We start from the raw sequence: 16,162 nt of genomic DNA on the forward strand, positions 1-16,162 counted from the left end.
TTTGCACAATATTAATAAGTTAATTGCTCAAATTCACTTTTATTATATTGATTAATTAATTGAAATATATTGTTTTTAAATTTAATAAAAAACGCTTTTGCGTCATTATTTTTTAGCCCACAACAAGCCGAGCCTGCTTGCTATTTATCAAACAGATCGTCATATACTGGGATTGTCATACTTCCCTCAGGAAACGTAAAACTTAACGCACGAATATGTCCTGTTAATGAAGCGTGTTTGCTCCTATAGGAAAGAAAGGAATACGCTTTCTTTTGGCAAGAATATAATGATCGGGGCTATCACTTGGGGCAATGACGGTCCATCCTCTGGAAGTATAATAATTAATATTTTCATCCGCCGCCAAATAAACGCTAGGAAAGCCGCTCGCCCTGGCTCTCTCCAGCGCATTTTCAATCAGCATAGTACCAAAACCCAGATTTCTAAAACCGGGTAATACATATAAGCCGGTCAAACAAGGAGAAAACGGATTCGTATCGTAGCCTTTTTCAACCAAATGCACAGAACCCACCGGCCTTCCATCACACAAAGCAACCAGTGAACAAGGGATCTTATTTTTATCCAAATGCCCTTTCAAAAACTCATTGAGTTCAAAATCATCCGTTTTCGGGCCCTGCCAAAACTCCCGATAGCACCAGCCCATAACATCATCAAAATACTGAGGATATTCAGCTAATGAAACAATAAGCTTCCTATACATGACTCTCTCTGACTAATATTCGAAGTGGAGGAATCTTACCGATTAAAAAAATATTTTCACCTGTAAACTGACAGTCTAATTCATTATTTTCCATAAAATTGCGCAAGCACACAATTTTAACCACATCATGTATATACAAGTCATTACAAATAATTCATTAAATACAGATAACTACCAATTATAAATAAAAATAAACACGGCTTGATCTCCCTCTAAATATCATTTTTAAAAAGATGAAAGATAGCAACTAGACAAAGACAAATCTAAGATATTATTTATTTAATAATGAACTTTAGTACAGGAAAATAAAGGAAAAGCCTTATCGACTTAGCATTAAAATATGATGGATGATAACCAATCACACGTTAAAAACCGCCAAATCGTAGGCCAACTCCGTCGCCGGAAAAATTTGCTGGCATTCCGCCAACAGACGGTGGCTTTCATTCTGATCATAACGAGCACTGAAATGTGTGATAATCAGCTTTTTAGCGTGGGCGGCTTTCGCTAATTCAGCCGTCTGACAGGTGGTAGAGTGCCCTCGGCTATTCGCCAATTCCGCCATTGCCCCTTCCAGCGTTGCTTCATGCACCATAATATCCACGCCCTGAGCTAAAGCAATGCCGTACTCCGTTGGCGCGGTATCACCAAAAATTGCCAGTGATTTTCCCTGCTGAGGTGGGCCAAGATACTCTTTACCATGCATAATCTGACCATTCTCTAACTCAACGCTTTCTCCCTGCTTGAGACGCTGAAATAGTGGGCCAGGTGGTATGCCGGCAGCAATCAGTTTAGCCGCATCCAATGTTCCGGGTTTATCCGCTTCCTGGATACGATAACCAAAACTCTCTACGCCATGAGTCAGTGGTAACGCCTGAACGCTAATTTGTTGATCTTTAAACACCTCTCCCGGTTGAATTTCCTCAACCGTTAATGGGTAGGTCAAATATGAGCCACTGAGCCGTAGCGTGGTATCAATGAATTCTTTAATACCTTGTGGGCCGTATACGGTTAGCGGTTCCTGACTGCCGGACATGGAACGGCTACTGAGTAATCCCGGCAAGCCAAAAATATGGTCGCCGTGTAAATGAGTGATAAAAATCTTTTCCAGACGTCCAAGCCGAATTGAAGTATGCAAAATTTGGTGCTGGGTTCCCTCACCACAGTCAAATAGCCAGAAACTATTACGTTCTGCTAATAAATTGACGGCAATGCTGGTGACATTACGTTCTTTCGTTGGCGTACCCGCCCCAGTACCTAAAAAAATCAGTTCCATAATGCATCACTTCTCTATGTGTTTATTCATCAGCAATATTGCCAATAAAATCCAGTTCGCCAAAGCAGTCTGACAGATAATCTAAAAAGCTTCTTACTGACGGTAATAAACCCCGTCTTGACGGGAAAACCACATGCACCACCGCAGACTTGGGCCGCCAGTTTTCAACAACCGGTACTAATGTACCCGCCATCAGGTCATGATGAACAACCAGTAAGGGCAATTGAACTACCCCAATACCTGCCAACGCCGCTTCACGTAAAGTGACCATATCATCAGTCACCAGACATGGACTATGGTGAATGGCAGCGGTCGCGCCATCAGGCCCTTCAAGATGCCAAATATGATCCTGTCGACTCCATCCCCAATCGAGGGTGGGTATCTGGCTTAAATCCCCCGGCAAAATACAACCACCATAGCGGGTGGCCAACTCCGGGCTGGCAACCAGCTGCTGTGGACTGGATGCCAATACTTTCATCACCAGATCGCTGTCTTCCAGCGGAGGAAAACGCACCCGAATGGCCATATCGAAACCTTCTTTTAGCACATCTACCGCCCGATCGGTGCTTTCTAAATGAATTTTCACCTTCGGATACTTCTTCATATATCCCGGTAGCAATTTAGCCACCTGAAAATTCAACATTCCGGTGGCACAGCTAAGACGGATCGAACCCTGTGGTTCGGTACGTGTAATATCGATAGCATCCTGCGCAGCATCAGCCTGCATCAACATCGCCTCACAATGTTGATAATAAATCTGCCCTACCTCTGTCACCACAAACCGTCGAGTAGACCGATTAATCAGTCGTACACCGATACGTTCTTCCAACTGAGCAATATGACGACTCAGCTTGGATTTAGGCATCTTTAATGCGCGGCCCGCTGGAGCAAAACCACCATATTTCACCACTTGAACATAAAAATAGAGGTCATTCAGATCGTACATATCATTGTTCCATTAATAGAACGATTAGTTCATTTTTTCAATCTACCGCATCCATTGTTCTATATCTATAATTTTCACAACTAAACAACAAACCAATAGGTATGTGTTATGAGAAAGATTTCTGGCGTATATGGCGCACCAAAACAGCACTGGGTCGGTGACGGCTTCCCTGTTCGCTCCCTGTTTTCCTATCAAAGCCTGGGGGCAAAAAATATCAGTCCATTCCTGTTGTTGGACTATGCTGGCCCGGTGGAATTTACGCCAACTACCGCCCATCGCGGCGTTGGTCAGCATCCACATAAAGGATTTGAGACGGTAACACTGGTTTATCAGGGGGAAGTAGAACACCGCGACTCAACGGGAGCGGGTGGCGTTATTGGCCCCGGTGATGTGCAGTGGATGACTGCGGGATCGGGCATTGTTCATCAAGAGTTTCACTCTGACGCCTTTGCTCGCTCAGGAGGTCAACTGCATATGGTTCAACTGTGGGTCAACTTACCGGCCAAAGACAAATCGGCACCAGCTGGGTATCAGTCGATTACCAACCAGCAAATACCGGTCATTAATCTGCCACAGAACGCCGGTACCGTTAGCGTTGTCGCCGGTGAATATCAGCAGACTAAGGGCCCGGCAAGAACCTTCACCGATATTAATATGTGGAATGTGAAGTTAAATGCGGGTGGAAGTACCGCCCTTAATGCCCCTGAAGGCCATAACACCCTGCTCGTGGTCGTTAGCGGTACCGTATTGATTAATGACCAACAGATTGCCCGTGAAGCCGATCTGATCTGCTTCGAAAACCACGGCGGTGAGATAACGCTGGAAGCCAATAATGACGCCATTGTGCTGTTATTAAGCGGCGAGCCGATTAATGAGCCGGTTGTTGGTCATGGCCCATTTGTAATGAATACCAAAGAAGAGATCCTACAAGCAATTGAGGATTTTAATCAGGGAAAAATGGGGATGATTGCCTGATCCCCAAACTCTGGCACAGTTCAGCTAACGAAGCACAATTTTAATCTATTTAACCCAGGAGATTTACCATGTCTTTTACCTATAACCGCCTAAATAAAGATGATGTTGCCGTATTATTTGTCGATCACCAAGCTGGTCTGCTGTCATTAGTACGTGACTTCAGCCCCGATGATTTTAAAAATAACGTATTAGCCTTAGCTGATATTGCCAAATTTTTTAATTTGCCAACCATTCTGACCACCAGCTTTGAAGATGGTCCTAATGGCCCGCTGGTGCCGGAGCTAAAGGAGATGTTTCCTGAAGCACCTTACTTCGCTCGCCCAGGGCAAATTAACGCTTGGGATAACGAAGACTTTGTGAAAGCTATTAAAGCCACCGGTAAAAAGCAGCTGCTGATTGCTGGTGTGGTAACCGAAGTTTGTGTGGCTTTCCCGGCACTTTCCGCACTGGAAGAAGGTTTTGAGGTATTTGTTGTCACCGATGCCTCCGGTACATTTAACTTAACAACCCGCGATGCCGCATGGGATCGCATGTCACAGGCTGGCGCGCAGTTGATGAGTTGGTTCGGTGTTGGTTGTGAATTACATCGTGACTGGCGTAACGATATCGAAGGCTTTGGCGGTATTCTCGGCAAACATCTGCCTGCTTATGCCAACCTGATACAAAGTTTTAGCGTTAAAAAATAAGCCATTTGGCTAAAAGATGAATAACAGCGGGCAATAAAAGCCCGCTGTTATTCACTGACTTAACGCGTTGTACTGTTATACACATCCCAACAAAAGCTGGAACGCGTAGCCGTAGGCGAAACAAACATTCATATAGTGAATGACCGAAGGGTTAAGGGCGAGATCCTAGCTTTCGCTAGGATGACGGCACAGAACGGTTGAAAACATCATCGTCACTCTGGTGAAAAGCGGAATAACGGGTTAGATGGAGTAAGAATACTTAATTGACTGGCATTACCCATGAAAATAACCGTTTTTATCTAACCGGGTAAAATCAGGCAAAAACCTCAGTTAAATGTTGGTGTAAACGCTTAAGGTTATTTTCCACATCCGGACGTTTCATCACATCGGTACACAGGAAAGTCGGCAGCGGCGTCATCCCCAAGAACTGATTAGCCTTATGGAACGGCAAATAAACACCATCTACACCGGCACCTTCAAAGAACTGTTCAGGATCGTCAAACGCTTCCTGAGGGGCATTCCAGGTTACCGATAGCATATACGTTTTACCCTGAATCAATCCTCCTGAACCGTATTTTTTGGCACCATCAGAGCGAGTACGACCATCGCTGGCATATAAACGACCGTGCCCTTCGGTAAACACATCATCAATGTATTTTTTTAGGATCCATGGCGTACCCATCCACCAACCCGGTTGCTGATAAATCACCGTATCCGCCCAAAGATATTTCTCAATCTCTTCTTCAATGTTATAGCCGTGATCGATAATGGTTTCTTGCACCTGATGCCCAGCCTGAACTAAAAAGTCGGCGGCAGCATGGTGTAAGGTCAGATTCAGTTCACCGTTAGAGTGAGCATATTTTTTCATTGCATTGATAATCAGAATATTACTCATAGTTTCACTTTGTTTAATGAATTTAAAACGACAGCCCGCTCCAAATACTTGAAAGTGGCTAGCCCGATGTAATGAAACTATTCTAGCCCTGCTTATTCACCAATAAAATCGCAATAAATACACAATATAATTGACTAAAAATCAACAATTGAGGATAAGCCAAAAAAATAACGGTCAGTGCAATTTTGTACAAAGGGTGACGGAAAATGAATGCTATGGTATTCAGGTAATCAAGACGGCGTTTATGGTATGGGGAACATGACTACTCACAAAGAAAACGTGACTTTCACTCATGTAGAGGATCTTGGTGGTCTGGAGGTTTTACAGGCCCGCTATCATCGTCAAACTTTCTCACGCCACAGCCATGAAAACTTTTGCGTCGGTGTGATTAATGAGGGTGCCCAGAGTTTCTATCGTACCGGCGGAACCCATATCGCCCCGCAGGACAGTATCATTCTGGTCAATGCCGATGATATTCATACCGGCAGAGCCGCTACCGAAAATGGCTGGTCCTATCACGCGATGTATCCATCGGCAGAGCTACTGGCATCCTTATCCAAAGACATGAAGACAACAGCAGGGGCAACCCCCTATTTCCCTGAGGCCGTTGTCTATGATCCCATTCTGGCTCTGGAATTAAGGCAATCCTTTAAACTGCTGTCTATTGCCAATAATAAGCTATTAAAAGAAAGCGTCGTCTTCTCTGCCTTGGCTCGACTGATGATGAAACATGCCAAAACCAGCATAACACCGCCGGTTCAGATTAATGCACAGAGCCAAGTCCTCAGAGTAAGATCGTTTTTGGACGATTGCCCAGAAGAAAACATATCGTTACTGGAGCTTTCATCACTGGTCTCCCTCAGCCCTTATTATTTATTACGTCAGTTTCAAAAAATGACCGGGCTGCCTCCCCATGCCTATCAGATTCAAGCCCGACTCAGAAAAAGTCGCACGCTGTTAAAACATGGGTGTAGCATATTGGAAACGGCTATGTTGCTCGGCTTTCACGATCAGAGCCATTTTCACCGCCATTTTAAAAAATCGATGGGCATAACCCCCAAAGAGTATGTTAAAAACCTATTGCCAGAATTGGCGAACAGCGCAATTTAAAACAGCATTATCCCCTTGAGGTGAAATAACCTGAGTTGATCTACCTTATGTCTCACAAGGGACCGCAGTTATTTTTACGGATAAAACAGAATAGTTATGAGTGAATTAATATCAGAAGACAGAGCAGCTTACCGATGGAGCCGTTTCCTGAAGGGATGCATCGCCATTCTACCGTTGAGCCTTGCCGTACTACCTTGGGGTATCCTCGCCGGCTCAATGGCCATTGAAACTGGTCTGACACCGGCGGAAGGCGTTGGGCTATCGGCCATTGTCTTTGCCGGAGCGACTCAACTGGCAACCATGGGAATGATTAAGGCCGGTGCGGGAATAATGGCGATTATTATTTCGGTCTTTTTTATTTCCTCGCAACATTTGCTGTATAGCCTGTCTTTGCGCGATCGCATTGCACCGCTGCCGTTGAGATGGCGTCTGATATTAGGATTTCTATTAACCGATGAGCTGTTTGCCCTTATCGGTAAACACAGCGCCGCAGAATTTGACCGTTGGTATGCCCTCGGCGTGGGTTTGTTCTTCTACCTGTTTTGGATTGCGGCAACCCTGGCGGGTGTGCTGGCCGCTACTCAAATAGAAGATTTAGGCAGCTATGGGTTAGATTTTTCTATTGCCGCAACGTTTATTGTCATTGTGGTTCCGATGATAAAAAATCTTCCAGTTGTCGTTTGTGTGGCTACCGCGCTTATTCTGTCGGTAGTTCTGGGTTATTTTCACGTCCCCAGCTCATTAATTATTTCAGGCGTTATCGCCATGTTTGCAGGATTAATAACGTCAATGATCGTGGGAGATAAAGAGTGATTTGGTTAACAATATTCATTGTTGCGCTGGTGGTCTTTTTCAACCGCTATGTTTTCCTTGAACCTAATTTGCCTATCCGATTAAGTCCAGCGATTAAAAAACTGCTGAGTTTCTCTATTCCTGCCATTCTAACGGCTATTTGTGGGCCGATAATCTTTCTACAAGAAGAAGGGGGATTACGGGATCTGCCATTAAATCCCTATATTGTTGGTGCCATTATTTCAGTATTACTGGCAATGTTTATCAGAAACACACTGGTTTCAGTGATTCTTAGCTTAGCCATCTTTATGCTACTCAAACAGTTTATTCTGATTTCTTAGCTATAACCTAAATACTGCCCTCTGAACGTTATGACGCCTGAAGAAATAAATTCTTCAGGCGTCAGACGCTTATGCAGCCGCAATTTGCTGGTTTAGCATACGAATTTGTTTCATTAACAAAAACACCACCGGAATCATTAGTACAATTGCCGATATTGGCATCGCCAACCAAATACCGTTGATATCCAGATAATGTGGCAGAATAAACAAGAACGGTAGCTGAATCACCATATTACAGATGGTAATAATCAGTGCCTTATGCCCCTCGCCAATCGACTGGAAGAAAGCCTCAGCCACCACAAAGAATCCTTGAATAAACAGGACAAAGAGTGAGATTCGAATAGCGTGGACAATCGCCTGACGCAGGCTTTCATTATCACCGGCAAAAAAGCCAGCAAACAGCGACGGAAATAGCAGTAATGCCGCAGTGAATATCACCCCACCACCAACGCTGAAATACATGGCCAGTTTGAGTACCTGTTTTGCCGCCACAATGTTTTTCTCACCGTAAAACCGACTAACGATAGGTTGCATACCATGAGCCAGCCCTTCTGATAATAAATAATAGAATGTCAGCAAATACCCCGTTACCGCATAGGCTGCCACTTCAATCGGCCCGCCATAACGTAAAAACATAAAGTTATAGGCAATAATCGTCGCACCAAGATACAGATACATAAATAAGCTGGAGGAACCATTCTTACAAATATTCCAGCTAAGGTCCGAACGAAACTTAAAGTGCTGACGACGCAGCCTAACCGGACTACGCTTGCTAAAAATATAAAATAGCGCCAATACCATGGCGGTGCTTTCCGCAATCACCGTTGCCAACGCAGCACCAACCAGCTCCATTCTAAAATGCACGATAAATACATAATCCAGAGCAATATTCATCAGGGCACCAATCACCATAAAGGTGGTTGCCAGACGAGGTGCATTAAGATTACGCATCAGATAAGGCGCGGCAATACTGCCTAACACCAGTGGAGTAGAAAACGCGATGACCTTCAAAAAGTCATATCCGTATTCCAGCGCTTTACCCGTTGCGCCCTGAAACTCCAGAATTTGATATCCGGCGAAATACAAAATGGCGCTAAGTAAAAGGCTCGGTAACATCACTAATAGCGGCAGTTGCCCAATATAAGCCGAAGCTTTATCCCGCTCCCCCGCCCCACGAGATAGCGAAACATGACTACCGATACCAATACCGATCATCAAACCAACGGCCAACATGACGCCAACCAACGGCCAGGCCAAATTAATCGCAGCTAAACCATCGCTACCAATATAGCGCCCAACAAAAATACCCGCGATTATCTGATAGGTTCCGCTGACCAGCATCGCGATAAGAGCAGGGATAGCATAACGGGCGAAGAGCGCCCCTATACGCTTGTCTTGCATAAAATATCCTGAATATATTGAATAAGTTTGTGTAAAAAAATCAGCCAATGACCATAAAAAGCGTTAACCAATAACTTTTAGCAGCTACCAGTCGTCAACGGCCTTCACACCCAATTCACAGCGGATGCTGTTTTTTAGCAGATCTGCCGATGAAATCGGCTGCATAATGGATGAATCAATATCAGAGATCGACGTAGCGCCAAAACTCACTGACATTAATCGCCAGGCTTTAATTGAAATATCTTCCCGCTGGGTATCCGGTTGGAAATGACCCGTTAGGCACCCTTGTTCGATGATCCGTACCGCTTCTTGATGTAGGACTTTCAATGAATCGCTATACACTTGCCCCAGCTGTTTATCCCGCACTGCTTCAGCCCATGCATCGTTCCATAGCTGGCTAACGGGATCTTCCGGGGTAGTCTCAGAATAGTCCAACAGATGAAACAGCTGATCTGGTGGTGTCATGCCGGTAATTTTCTCGCATACGGCCTGATGAGATTGCAGAGTAAACTGGCGGAATACTTCCTGTCTTAATTCAACCGTTGAGGCGAAGTGATGGTGAATTATCCCCGTTGCAGCACCTAATTCGGCGCTCACTTTACGGGTAGTAATATTCATTAGTCCTTCTTTGAGCGCGACCTTAATCGCCGCTTCGAGAATGGCAGCGCGGCGTTCATCTTTCGCCATATAGGACATAATACACCTGAGTTCGGAATTAAAACGAAGTTGATCATACGTTCAACTTGAACATCTGTCCATAATTTTTCAGATACCAGAGAAACAACAATCCAAGACGCTTTACCAATAAAAAAGCCACCATTAAAAGAGGGTGGCTTTTTTGTTTATCAATCAGTCAGTAGCTAAGCAATGTGTGACTTGCCAATCATTTCAACTTCATAAGCGCGGGCTTTGTCTTTATCAAACTGTCTTTCCCACTTGGCAATCACCAGCACCGCTAACGCATTACCAACCACGTTTAAAGCTGTACGAGCCATATCCATAATGCGGTCAACACCAGCAATAAACATCAGGCCATCAAGTGGAATGCCCACACTGCCCAAGGTTGCCAACAGAACGACAAATGAAACGCCCGGTACGCCAGCGATACCTTTCGAGGTCACCATCAGGGTTAATACCAGTGTGATCTCCTGCATTAACGACAACTCAATGCCGTATAGCTGAGCAATAAAGATGGCAGCAATACTCTGATACAGGGTTGAACCGTCAAGGTTAAAGGAATAACCGGTTGGTACCACAAAACCAGTGATGGCTTTAGGTGCACCATAGGCTTCCATTTTCTCGATAATTCTTGGTAACACTGTTTCAGAACTTGATGTTGAATAGGCCAAAATCAGTTCGTCTTTCAGAATGCGAATTAACGTCCAAATACGCAATCCACAAATGCGAGCGACCGTACCTAACACCACTAATCCGAAGAATAGAATCGCGGCATAAACCAAGACCACGAGTTTCACCAATGGAATCAGGGAAGAGAAACCAAAATTTGCTACGGTAACAGAAATCAGTGCAAACACGCCCACCGGCGCATAACGCATGATCATATGGGTCACTCTAAACATGGTTTCAGACATCGATCTGAACACGTTCAGTAACGGCGCACGGGTCTCTTTAGGCAAGGATGACAATCCTAAGCCAAACAAAACTGAGAAGAAGATAATCGGGAGCATCTCGCCTTTGGCCAGCGCTTGGAATATATTCGTCGGAATTAACGACATAAGAGTGATAACTAGGCTATGAGCGCCACTCTGCACTTCTGCCGTTGTTGCTTTATATTGAGATATGTCCACCTTATGTAGTTGGGACATATCGATACCGTGACCGGGTTGAAAAACATTAGCCGCCACTAAACCAATAACGATGGCTATAGTAGTGATAACTTCAAAATAAATAATGGTTTTCAATCCGATGCGGCCTAACTTCTTGGCATCGCCAACCCCTGCAATACCAACCACCAGCGTTGATACAACAATAGGCACAACAATCATCTTAATTAAACGGATAAAAATGTCGCCAGCAGGCTTGAAGAAATTCGCCACTAACCAATCGGTTGAGGTTCCTCCATGCATGATCGAACCAACAATCACCCCGAGAACCAGAGCAATCAGAATCTGCCAAGCTAAACTTACTTTAAAACCTTTCATATAAAACATCCTTCAATCTCGTTAAACGCCTGTTTGCAGGCTCACCTTAAGGTAAGGTGTTATCATTATTTTTATGCGGGGTTCAGGAACTTAAACTTCGCCGCCAAATGGTCCACTCCCCTTTTTCTTACTATTGAAAATAATCGGTAAAGATCTCCGGCGCTCTTTTTAGCATCTTATGCATGAAAATTACATTTTTCTTTACATAATCACTGCAATTCAGACGAATTCACTAGTGAAAACCGTACAAGATAGCTATCTGGGCAGTAGAAACACACCGAGAATATTCGGATGTTGGCGAGTTGCTACCGGCATGATTAACCCATCATTAAATTACATATAATTAATTGATTAATAACAATTAAAATTAAATTAAAGTGGACTGAAAGCGACTAAAAAACCTGACGACATCTGGCTAATAAGAAAGCAATAAGTTCTTATATTGGTCACTCTGACTATTTTAATCACCCAGATGTGTAAAAATGCGATAAAAAGGCACAATAAAGTATGGGTTTTACCCAATTCAACATATAGGTCGTTTAATTCCTATCCATTTGTATATCAGCGCTATACTCAATTTAACCAAGCAATTAACACAAATGAATGATAATCCATCTTCTGAAAGAATGGGGAGGGTTATCATCAGGTCATTCAGAATAAATAATCGTATTTATTAAAAAAACCTTTTGATTAATTAAGTTATTAATAAATTAACTTACCACACATCACGATCATCTATAACGAAGCGTGATCTTCCGCGCAAAAAACGAACATAAGATGTGCGCAAAGTTTAAATAACAACTAGATTACATAATATTAACAAATATAAAGAGGGACAATAATGAGCACTGTTCATAAGCATCCCGTTCCTGCTGCTATAGCAGAAAACGCACTGATAAATAAACAACAATACCAAGCGATGTATCAGCAATCGGTGCAAAATCCCGATGAATTCTGGGCTGAACAGGGAAAAATTGTTGATTGGATCAAACCTTATACCAAAGTTAAAAATACTTCATTTGCACCGGGCAATATTGATATCCGTTGGTTTGAAGATGGTACGCTTAACTTATCGGCTAACTGTCTGGATCGCCATTTAGTAACTCGAGGGGAGCAAACCGCCATCATTTGGGAGAGTGATGATGGTTCTGAAACGCAAAAAATCACCTATCGCCAACTCCATCAGCGAGTCTGTAAATTTGCCAATGTTCTGAAATCGCTGGGGTTACAACGGGGCGATGTCGTCGCTATTTATATGCCGATGGTTCCCGAAACCGCCATCGCGATGCTGGCCTGCGCGCGTATTGGATTAATCCATTCGGTGATCTTTGCCGGCTTTTCTCCGGAAGCCATATCCGGACGTATTATCGATTCCAATGCACGGCTACTCATTACCGCAGATGAAGGTCTGCGTGCGAATAAGACCATTCCTTTAAAGAAAAACATTGATGATGCGCTATCCAATCCCAATGTGAAGAGCATAGAACACACCATTGTCTTTAAAAGAACCGGTAACACCATTAATTGGAAAGTCGGGCACGATTTGTGGTGGCATGAGTTGGAAGATCTGGCGAGCGATGATTGCCCACCAGTAGAATTACCGGCAGAAAATCCATTGTTTATTCTTTATACCTCCGGTTCAACCGGCAAGCCAAAAGGCGTGCTGCATACCACTGGCGGCTATCTGGTTTATGCCTCTCTCACCTTTAAATACACGTTTGATTACCACGATGGCGAAATTTACTGGTGTACCGCCGATATGGGCTGGGTAACCGGCCATAGTTATGCGCTGTACGGCCCACTAAGCAATGGGGCCACGACGCTATTGTTTGAAGGCTTATTGACTTATCCGGGCCCTAATCGCATGTCTCAAGTTGTGGACAAGCATCAAGTTAATATTCTTTATACCGCGCCGACGGCCATCCGTTCTCTAATGGCGCAGGGCGATCTGGCCATCGCCGATACCAAACGGAGTTCATTAAGAATTATGGGCACCGTTGGCGAGCCCATAAATCCTGAAGCCTGGGAATGGTATTACTACACCATCGGTAATGGAAAATGCCCAATTGTTGATACCTGGTGGCAAACGGAAACTGGCGGTTTTATGTTAACCCCGCTACCCGGAGCCACCGAGCTTAAAGCTGGATCAGCAACTCTACCGTTCTTCGGTGTTCAGCCTGCTTTAGTGGATAACGATGGCAATATACTTACCGATACCTGTGAGGGTAATCTGGTGATTACCGACTCTTGGCCGGGACAGGCTCGCACCCTTTATGGCGACCACGAGCGGTTTGAACAAACCTATTTTTCATCGTTTAAAGGTACCTATTTCAGCGGTGACGGCGCCCGCCGTGATGAAGATGGCTATTACTGGATTACCGGACGAGTTGATGATGTGCTCAACGTATCAGGCCATCGTCTGGGTACTGCTGAGATTGAATCCGCTCTGGTAGCCCATCCACAAATTGCTGAAGCCGCCGTGGTTGGTATTCCCCATTACATTAAAGGGCAGGCTATCTACGCCTATATCACGTTGAACAATGGCGTCGAACCCAATGATGAACTCTACGATAACGTCATCAAGTGGGTGCGTAAAGAAATCGGCCCTATTGCCACCCCGGATATTCTGCACTGGACCCAAACGCTGCCAAAAACACGTTCAGGAAAAATCATGCGCCGTATTCTGCGGAAAATCGCCGAAGGCGATACCAGTAACCTGGGTGACATCTCAACCCTTGCCGACCCTAGCGTCGTAGAAAAATTGCTGCAGGAAAAGGAGTTAATGAAAGTCGCCTCATAGACTACGCCGCTTCGCGCGGCGATATTCAATCGATATCTCACAGGAGACGCTCTGATGAATGAACACATTTATCAACGGATTGAAAGTAACCCGCGCTTCAAAGACTTGGTGCGCAAACGAGATAGATTCGCTTGGTCGCTCTCGTTTATCACACTGGCACTCTATGTAGGTTTTATCCTACTGATCGCCTTTGAACCTCAGTGGCTGGGCACCCCCATTGCAGAAGGGACCAGTATCACCCGGGGGATCCCCGTGGGCATCGGCCTGATTATTACTTCATTTTTATTGACCGGAATTTATGTCTACCGCGCCAATAGAGAGTTTGATGAAATTAATGCCAAAATACTCGATGAGGCACACCAATGAAAATGCGCCCTCTCTCTCTATTACCCCTATTAGCTATATCACCAATGGTTTTTGCTGAAGGTATCAGCGGCGAGGTGAAGCGCCAACCGCTTAATATCGAAGCTATCATTATGTTTGTTCTGTTTGTCGGGGCAACGCTCTACATTACTTATTGGGCTTCCAAGCGCACCCGTTCTCGCTCTGACTACTATACGGCAGGAGGTAAGATTACCGGTCTACAAAATGGGCTGGCCATCGCCGGTGATTTTATGTCCGCCGCCTCCTTCCTCGGCATCTCAGCTTTGGTTTACACATCCGGCTATGACGGTCTAATCTATTCCATTGGCTTTCTGATTGGCTGGCCTATCATTCTGTTTCTGATTGCTGAGCGCCTACGTAATCTAGGCAAATATACCTTTGCTGATGTCGCCTCCTACCGTTTAAAACAGAAGGAAATCCGCACCCTATCGGCTTGCGGCTCGCTGGTAGTGGTTGCTCTATATTTGATTGCCCAAATGGTTGGAGCCGGTAAGTTAATTCAACTGCTGTTCGGCCTGAATTATCATGTGGCTGTGATTCTGGTCGGTATCTTGATGGTACTGTATGTCCTGTTTGGCGGTATGTTAGCCACCACGTGGGTACAAATTATCAAAGCCGTATTGCTACTGGCTGGCGCCAGCTTTATGGCTATCATGGTCATGAAGTCCGTAAACTTCGATTTCAATGAACTGTTTGTGCAGGCGATTAAAACCAGCCCTAAAGGGGTGGCTATTATGAGTCCGGGTGGATTAGTTTCCGATCCAATCTCCGCCCTTTCCCTTGGTCTGGCCTTAATGTTCGGTACTGCTGGATTACCGCATATTCTTATGCGTTTCTTTACCGTCAGTGATGCAAAGGAAGCGCGTAAAAGCGTATTCTACGCTACCGGTTTCATCGGCTACTTCTATATTCTGACCTTTATCATTGGATTTGGCGCCATCTTTCTGGTGGGCGGAAACCCGATATTTAAAGATGCTGCCGGCGCGCTAATTGGTGGAAATAATATGGCTGCCGTGCATCTTGCTGATGCGGTTGGCGGTAGTTTCTTCCTCGGCTTTATCTCTGCCGTTGCCTTTGCAACCATACTGGCAGTAGTGGCTGGTTTAACCTTAGCGGGTGCATCCGCCGTTTCCCACGATCTGTATGCTAATGTGATTAAACAGGGCAAGGCCACCGAACGCGATGAGCTCAAGGTCTCTAAAGTCACAACGATTGTCTTGGGATTTGTGGCTATCGGGCTGGGAATTCTATTTGAAAAGCAAAATATCGCTTTCATGGTAGGTTTGGCATTCTCTATCGCTGCCAGCTGTAACTTCCCCATTATTATACTATCCATGTACTGGCGTAGATTAACCACTCGGGGAGCCATGATTGGCGGCTGGTTGGGATTAATCAGCGCGGTAACCATGATGGTCCTTGGACCAACCATTTGGGTGCAAATCCTTGGGCATGCTAAACCGATTTATCCTTATGAATATCCGGCACTATTTTCGATGACCATTGCATTCTTTGGGACTTGGTTCTTCTCCATCACTGATTCATCACAAAGTGCGATACAAGAACGACAACTTTTCTATCCGCAGTTTATCCGTTCACAAACTGGTTATGGCGCATCGGAAAGCGTATCTCATTAGCCTCGATTCATGTCATTAAAGGCGCTTTAGCGCCTTTAATTTTTT

The 16,162-nt window shown here is 44.7% G+C and carries 15 protein-coding genes; 8 read left to right on the forward strand and 7 right to left on the reverse strand.

Going from position 1 to position 16,162, the window contains the following annotated elements:
- Positions 1 to 223: 223 nt before the first annotated feature.
- The 3 genes from EL341_RS15770 to EL341_RS15780 form a co-directional block, all read right to left on the reverse strand.
- Positions 224 to 718 (reverse strand): GNAT family N-acetyltransferase, encoded by a 495-nt coding sequence (locus EL341_RS15770; protein WP_047782186.1) that lies wholly within the window; start codon positions 716 to 718, stop codon positions 224 to 226.
- 358 nt (positions 719 to 1,076) lie between these two features.
- Positions 1,077 to 1,991, reverse strand: coding sequence for a ribonuclease Z (gene rnz / locus EL341_RS15775; RefSeq protein WP_114987151.1), 915 nt, complete (start codon positions 1,989 to 1,991; stop codon positions 1,077 to 1,079).
- 22 nt (positions 1,992 to 2,013) lie between these two features.
- Positions 2,014 to 2,937: a LysR family transcriptional regulator gene (locus tag EL341_RS15780; protein ID WP_074824379.1), complete on the reverse strand. Its 924-nt coding sequence runs from the start codon at positions 2,935 to 2,937 to the stop codon at positions 2,014 to 2,016.
- 108 nt (positions 2,938 to 3,045) lie between these two features.
- On the opposite strand from EL341_RS15780, the gene EL341_RS15785 reads away from it, so the two are divergent.
- Both EL341_RS15785 and ycaC read left to right on the forward strand, forming a co-directional pair.
- Positions 3,046 to 3,912 (forward strand): pirin family protein, encoded by an 867-nt coding sequence (locus EL341_RS15785; RefSeq protein WP_114987152.1) that lies wholly within the window; start codon positions 3,046 to 3,048, stop codon positions 3,910 to 3,912.
- A gap of 68 nt (positions 3,913 to 3,980) precedes the next feature.
- Positions 3,981 to 4,598, forward strand: a complete 618-nt coding sequence (gene ycaC / locus EL341_RS15790; protein WP_047782190.1) for an isochorismate family cysteine hydrolase YcaC — start codon at positions 3,981 to 3,983, stop codon at positions 4,596 to 4,598.
- Positions 4,599 to 4,911: 313 nt separating this feature from the next.
- Here the strand turns inward: ycaC and EL341_RS15795 are convergent, their stop codons facing one another.
- Positions 4,912 to 5,493: an NAD(P)H-dependent oxidoreductase gene (locus EL341_RS15795; RefSeq protein ID WP_047782191.1), complete on the reverse strand. Its 582-nt coding sequence runs from the start codon at positions 5,491 to 5,493 to the stop codon at positions 4,912 to 4,914.
- A gap of 210 nt (positions 5,494 to 5,703) precedes the next feature.
- Here EL341_RS15795 and EL341_RS15800 point away from each other — a divergent pair, with 210 nt between their 5' ends.
- The 3 genes from EL341_RS15800 (at position 5,704) to EL341_RS15810 (ending at position 7,736) form a co-directional block, all read left to right on the forward strand.
- Positions 5,704 to 6,603: an AraC family transcriptional regulator gene (locus EL341_RS15800; protein WP_232036574.1), complete on the forward strand. Its 900-nt coding sequence runs from the start codon at positions 5,704 to 5,706 to the stop codon at positions 6,601 to 6,603.
- A gap of 96 nt (positions 6,604 to 6,699) precedes the next feature.
- Complete coding sequence (locus EL341_RS15805) at positions 6,700 to 7,416, forward strand: AzlC family ABC transporter permease (RefSeq protein ID WP_074824384.1); 717 nt, start codon at positions 6,700 to 6,702, stop codon at positions 7,414 to 7,416.
- Positions 7,413 to 7,736 carry an AzlD domain-containing protein gene (locus tag EL341_RS15810; protein WP_074824388.1) on the forward strand — a complete coding sequence of 108 codons (324 nt, stop codon included), beginning with the start codon at positions 7,413 to 7,415 and terminating at the stop codon, positions 7,734 to 7,736. The genes EL341_RS15805 and EL341_RS15810 overlap by 4 nt, the downstream gene beginning before the upstream one ends.
- 69 nt (positions 7,737 to 7,805) lie before the next feature.
- Here EL341_RS15810 and EL341_RS15815 read toward each other — a convergent pair whose 3' ends face one another.
- The 3 genes from EL341_RS15815 to gltP form a co-directional block, all read right to left on the reverse strand.
- Positions 7,806 to 9,137: an MATE family efflux transporter gene (locus EL341_RS15815; RefSeq protein WP_114987153.1), complete on the reverse strand. Its 1,332-nt coding sequence runs from the start codon at positions 9,135 to 9,137 to the stop codon at positions 7,806 to 7,808.
- An 84-nt stretch (positions 9,138 to 9,221) separates the two neighbouring features.
- A complete protein-coding gene (locus tag EL341_RS15820; protein ID WP_158487448.1) occupies positions 9,222 to 9,824 on the reverse strand; it encodes a TetR family transcriptional regulator in 603 nt (200 codons plus the stop codon).
- A 173-nt stretch (positions 9,825 to 9,997) separates the two neighbouring features.
- Entirely contained in the window at positions 9,998 to 11,299 is a 1,302-nt protein-coding gene (gene gltP / locus EL341_RS15825; RefSeq protein WP_047782196.1) for a glutamate/aspartate:proton symporter GltP, read from the reverse strand.
- 841 nt (positions 11,300 to 12,140) lie between these two features.
- Here gltP and acs point away from each other — a divergent pair.
- From acs to EL341_RS15840, 3 genes are read left to right on the forward strand one after another with little or no spacing between them, the layout of a single operon-like run.
- Positions 12,141 to 14,099 carry an acetate--CoA ligase gene (gene acs, locus EL341_RS15830; RefSeq protein WP_074824398.1) on the forward strand — a complete coding sequence of 653 codons (1,959 nt, stop codon included), beginning with the start codon at positions 12,141 to 12,143 and terminating at the stop codon, positions 14,097 to 14,099.
- 54 nt (positions 14,100 to 14,153) lie between these two features.
- A complete protein-coding gene (locus EL341_RS15835; protein WP_047782198.1) occupies positions 14,154 to 14,465 on the forward strand; it encodes a DUF485 domain-containing protein in 312 nt (103 codons plus the stop codon).
- Positions 14,462 to 16,117, forward strand: coding sequence for a cation acetate symporter (locus EL341_RS15840; RefSeq protein ID WP_047782199.1), 1,656 nt, complete (start codon positions 14,462 to 14,464; stop codon positions 16,115 to 16,117). Before EL341_RS15835 ends, EL341_RS15840 begins: the two co-directional genes overlap by 4 nt.
- The last annotated feature ends 45 nt before the right edge of the window (positions 16,118 to 16,162 follow it).

Origin of the sequence: Pragia fontium (assembly GCF_900638655.1) — a bacterium.
In the GTDB taxonomy this organism is placed as follows: Bacteria; Pseudomonadota; Gammaproteobacteria; order Enterobacterales; family Enterobacteriaceae; genus Pragia; species Pragia fontium.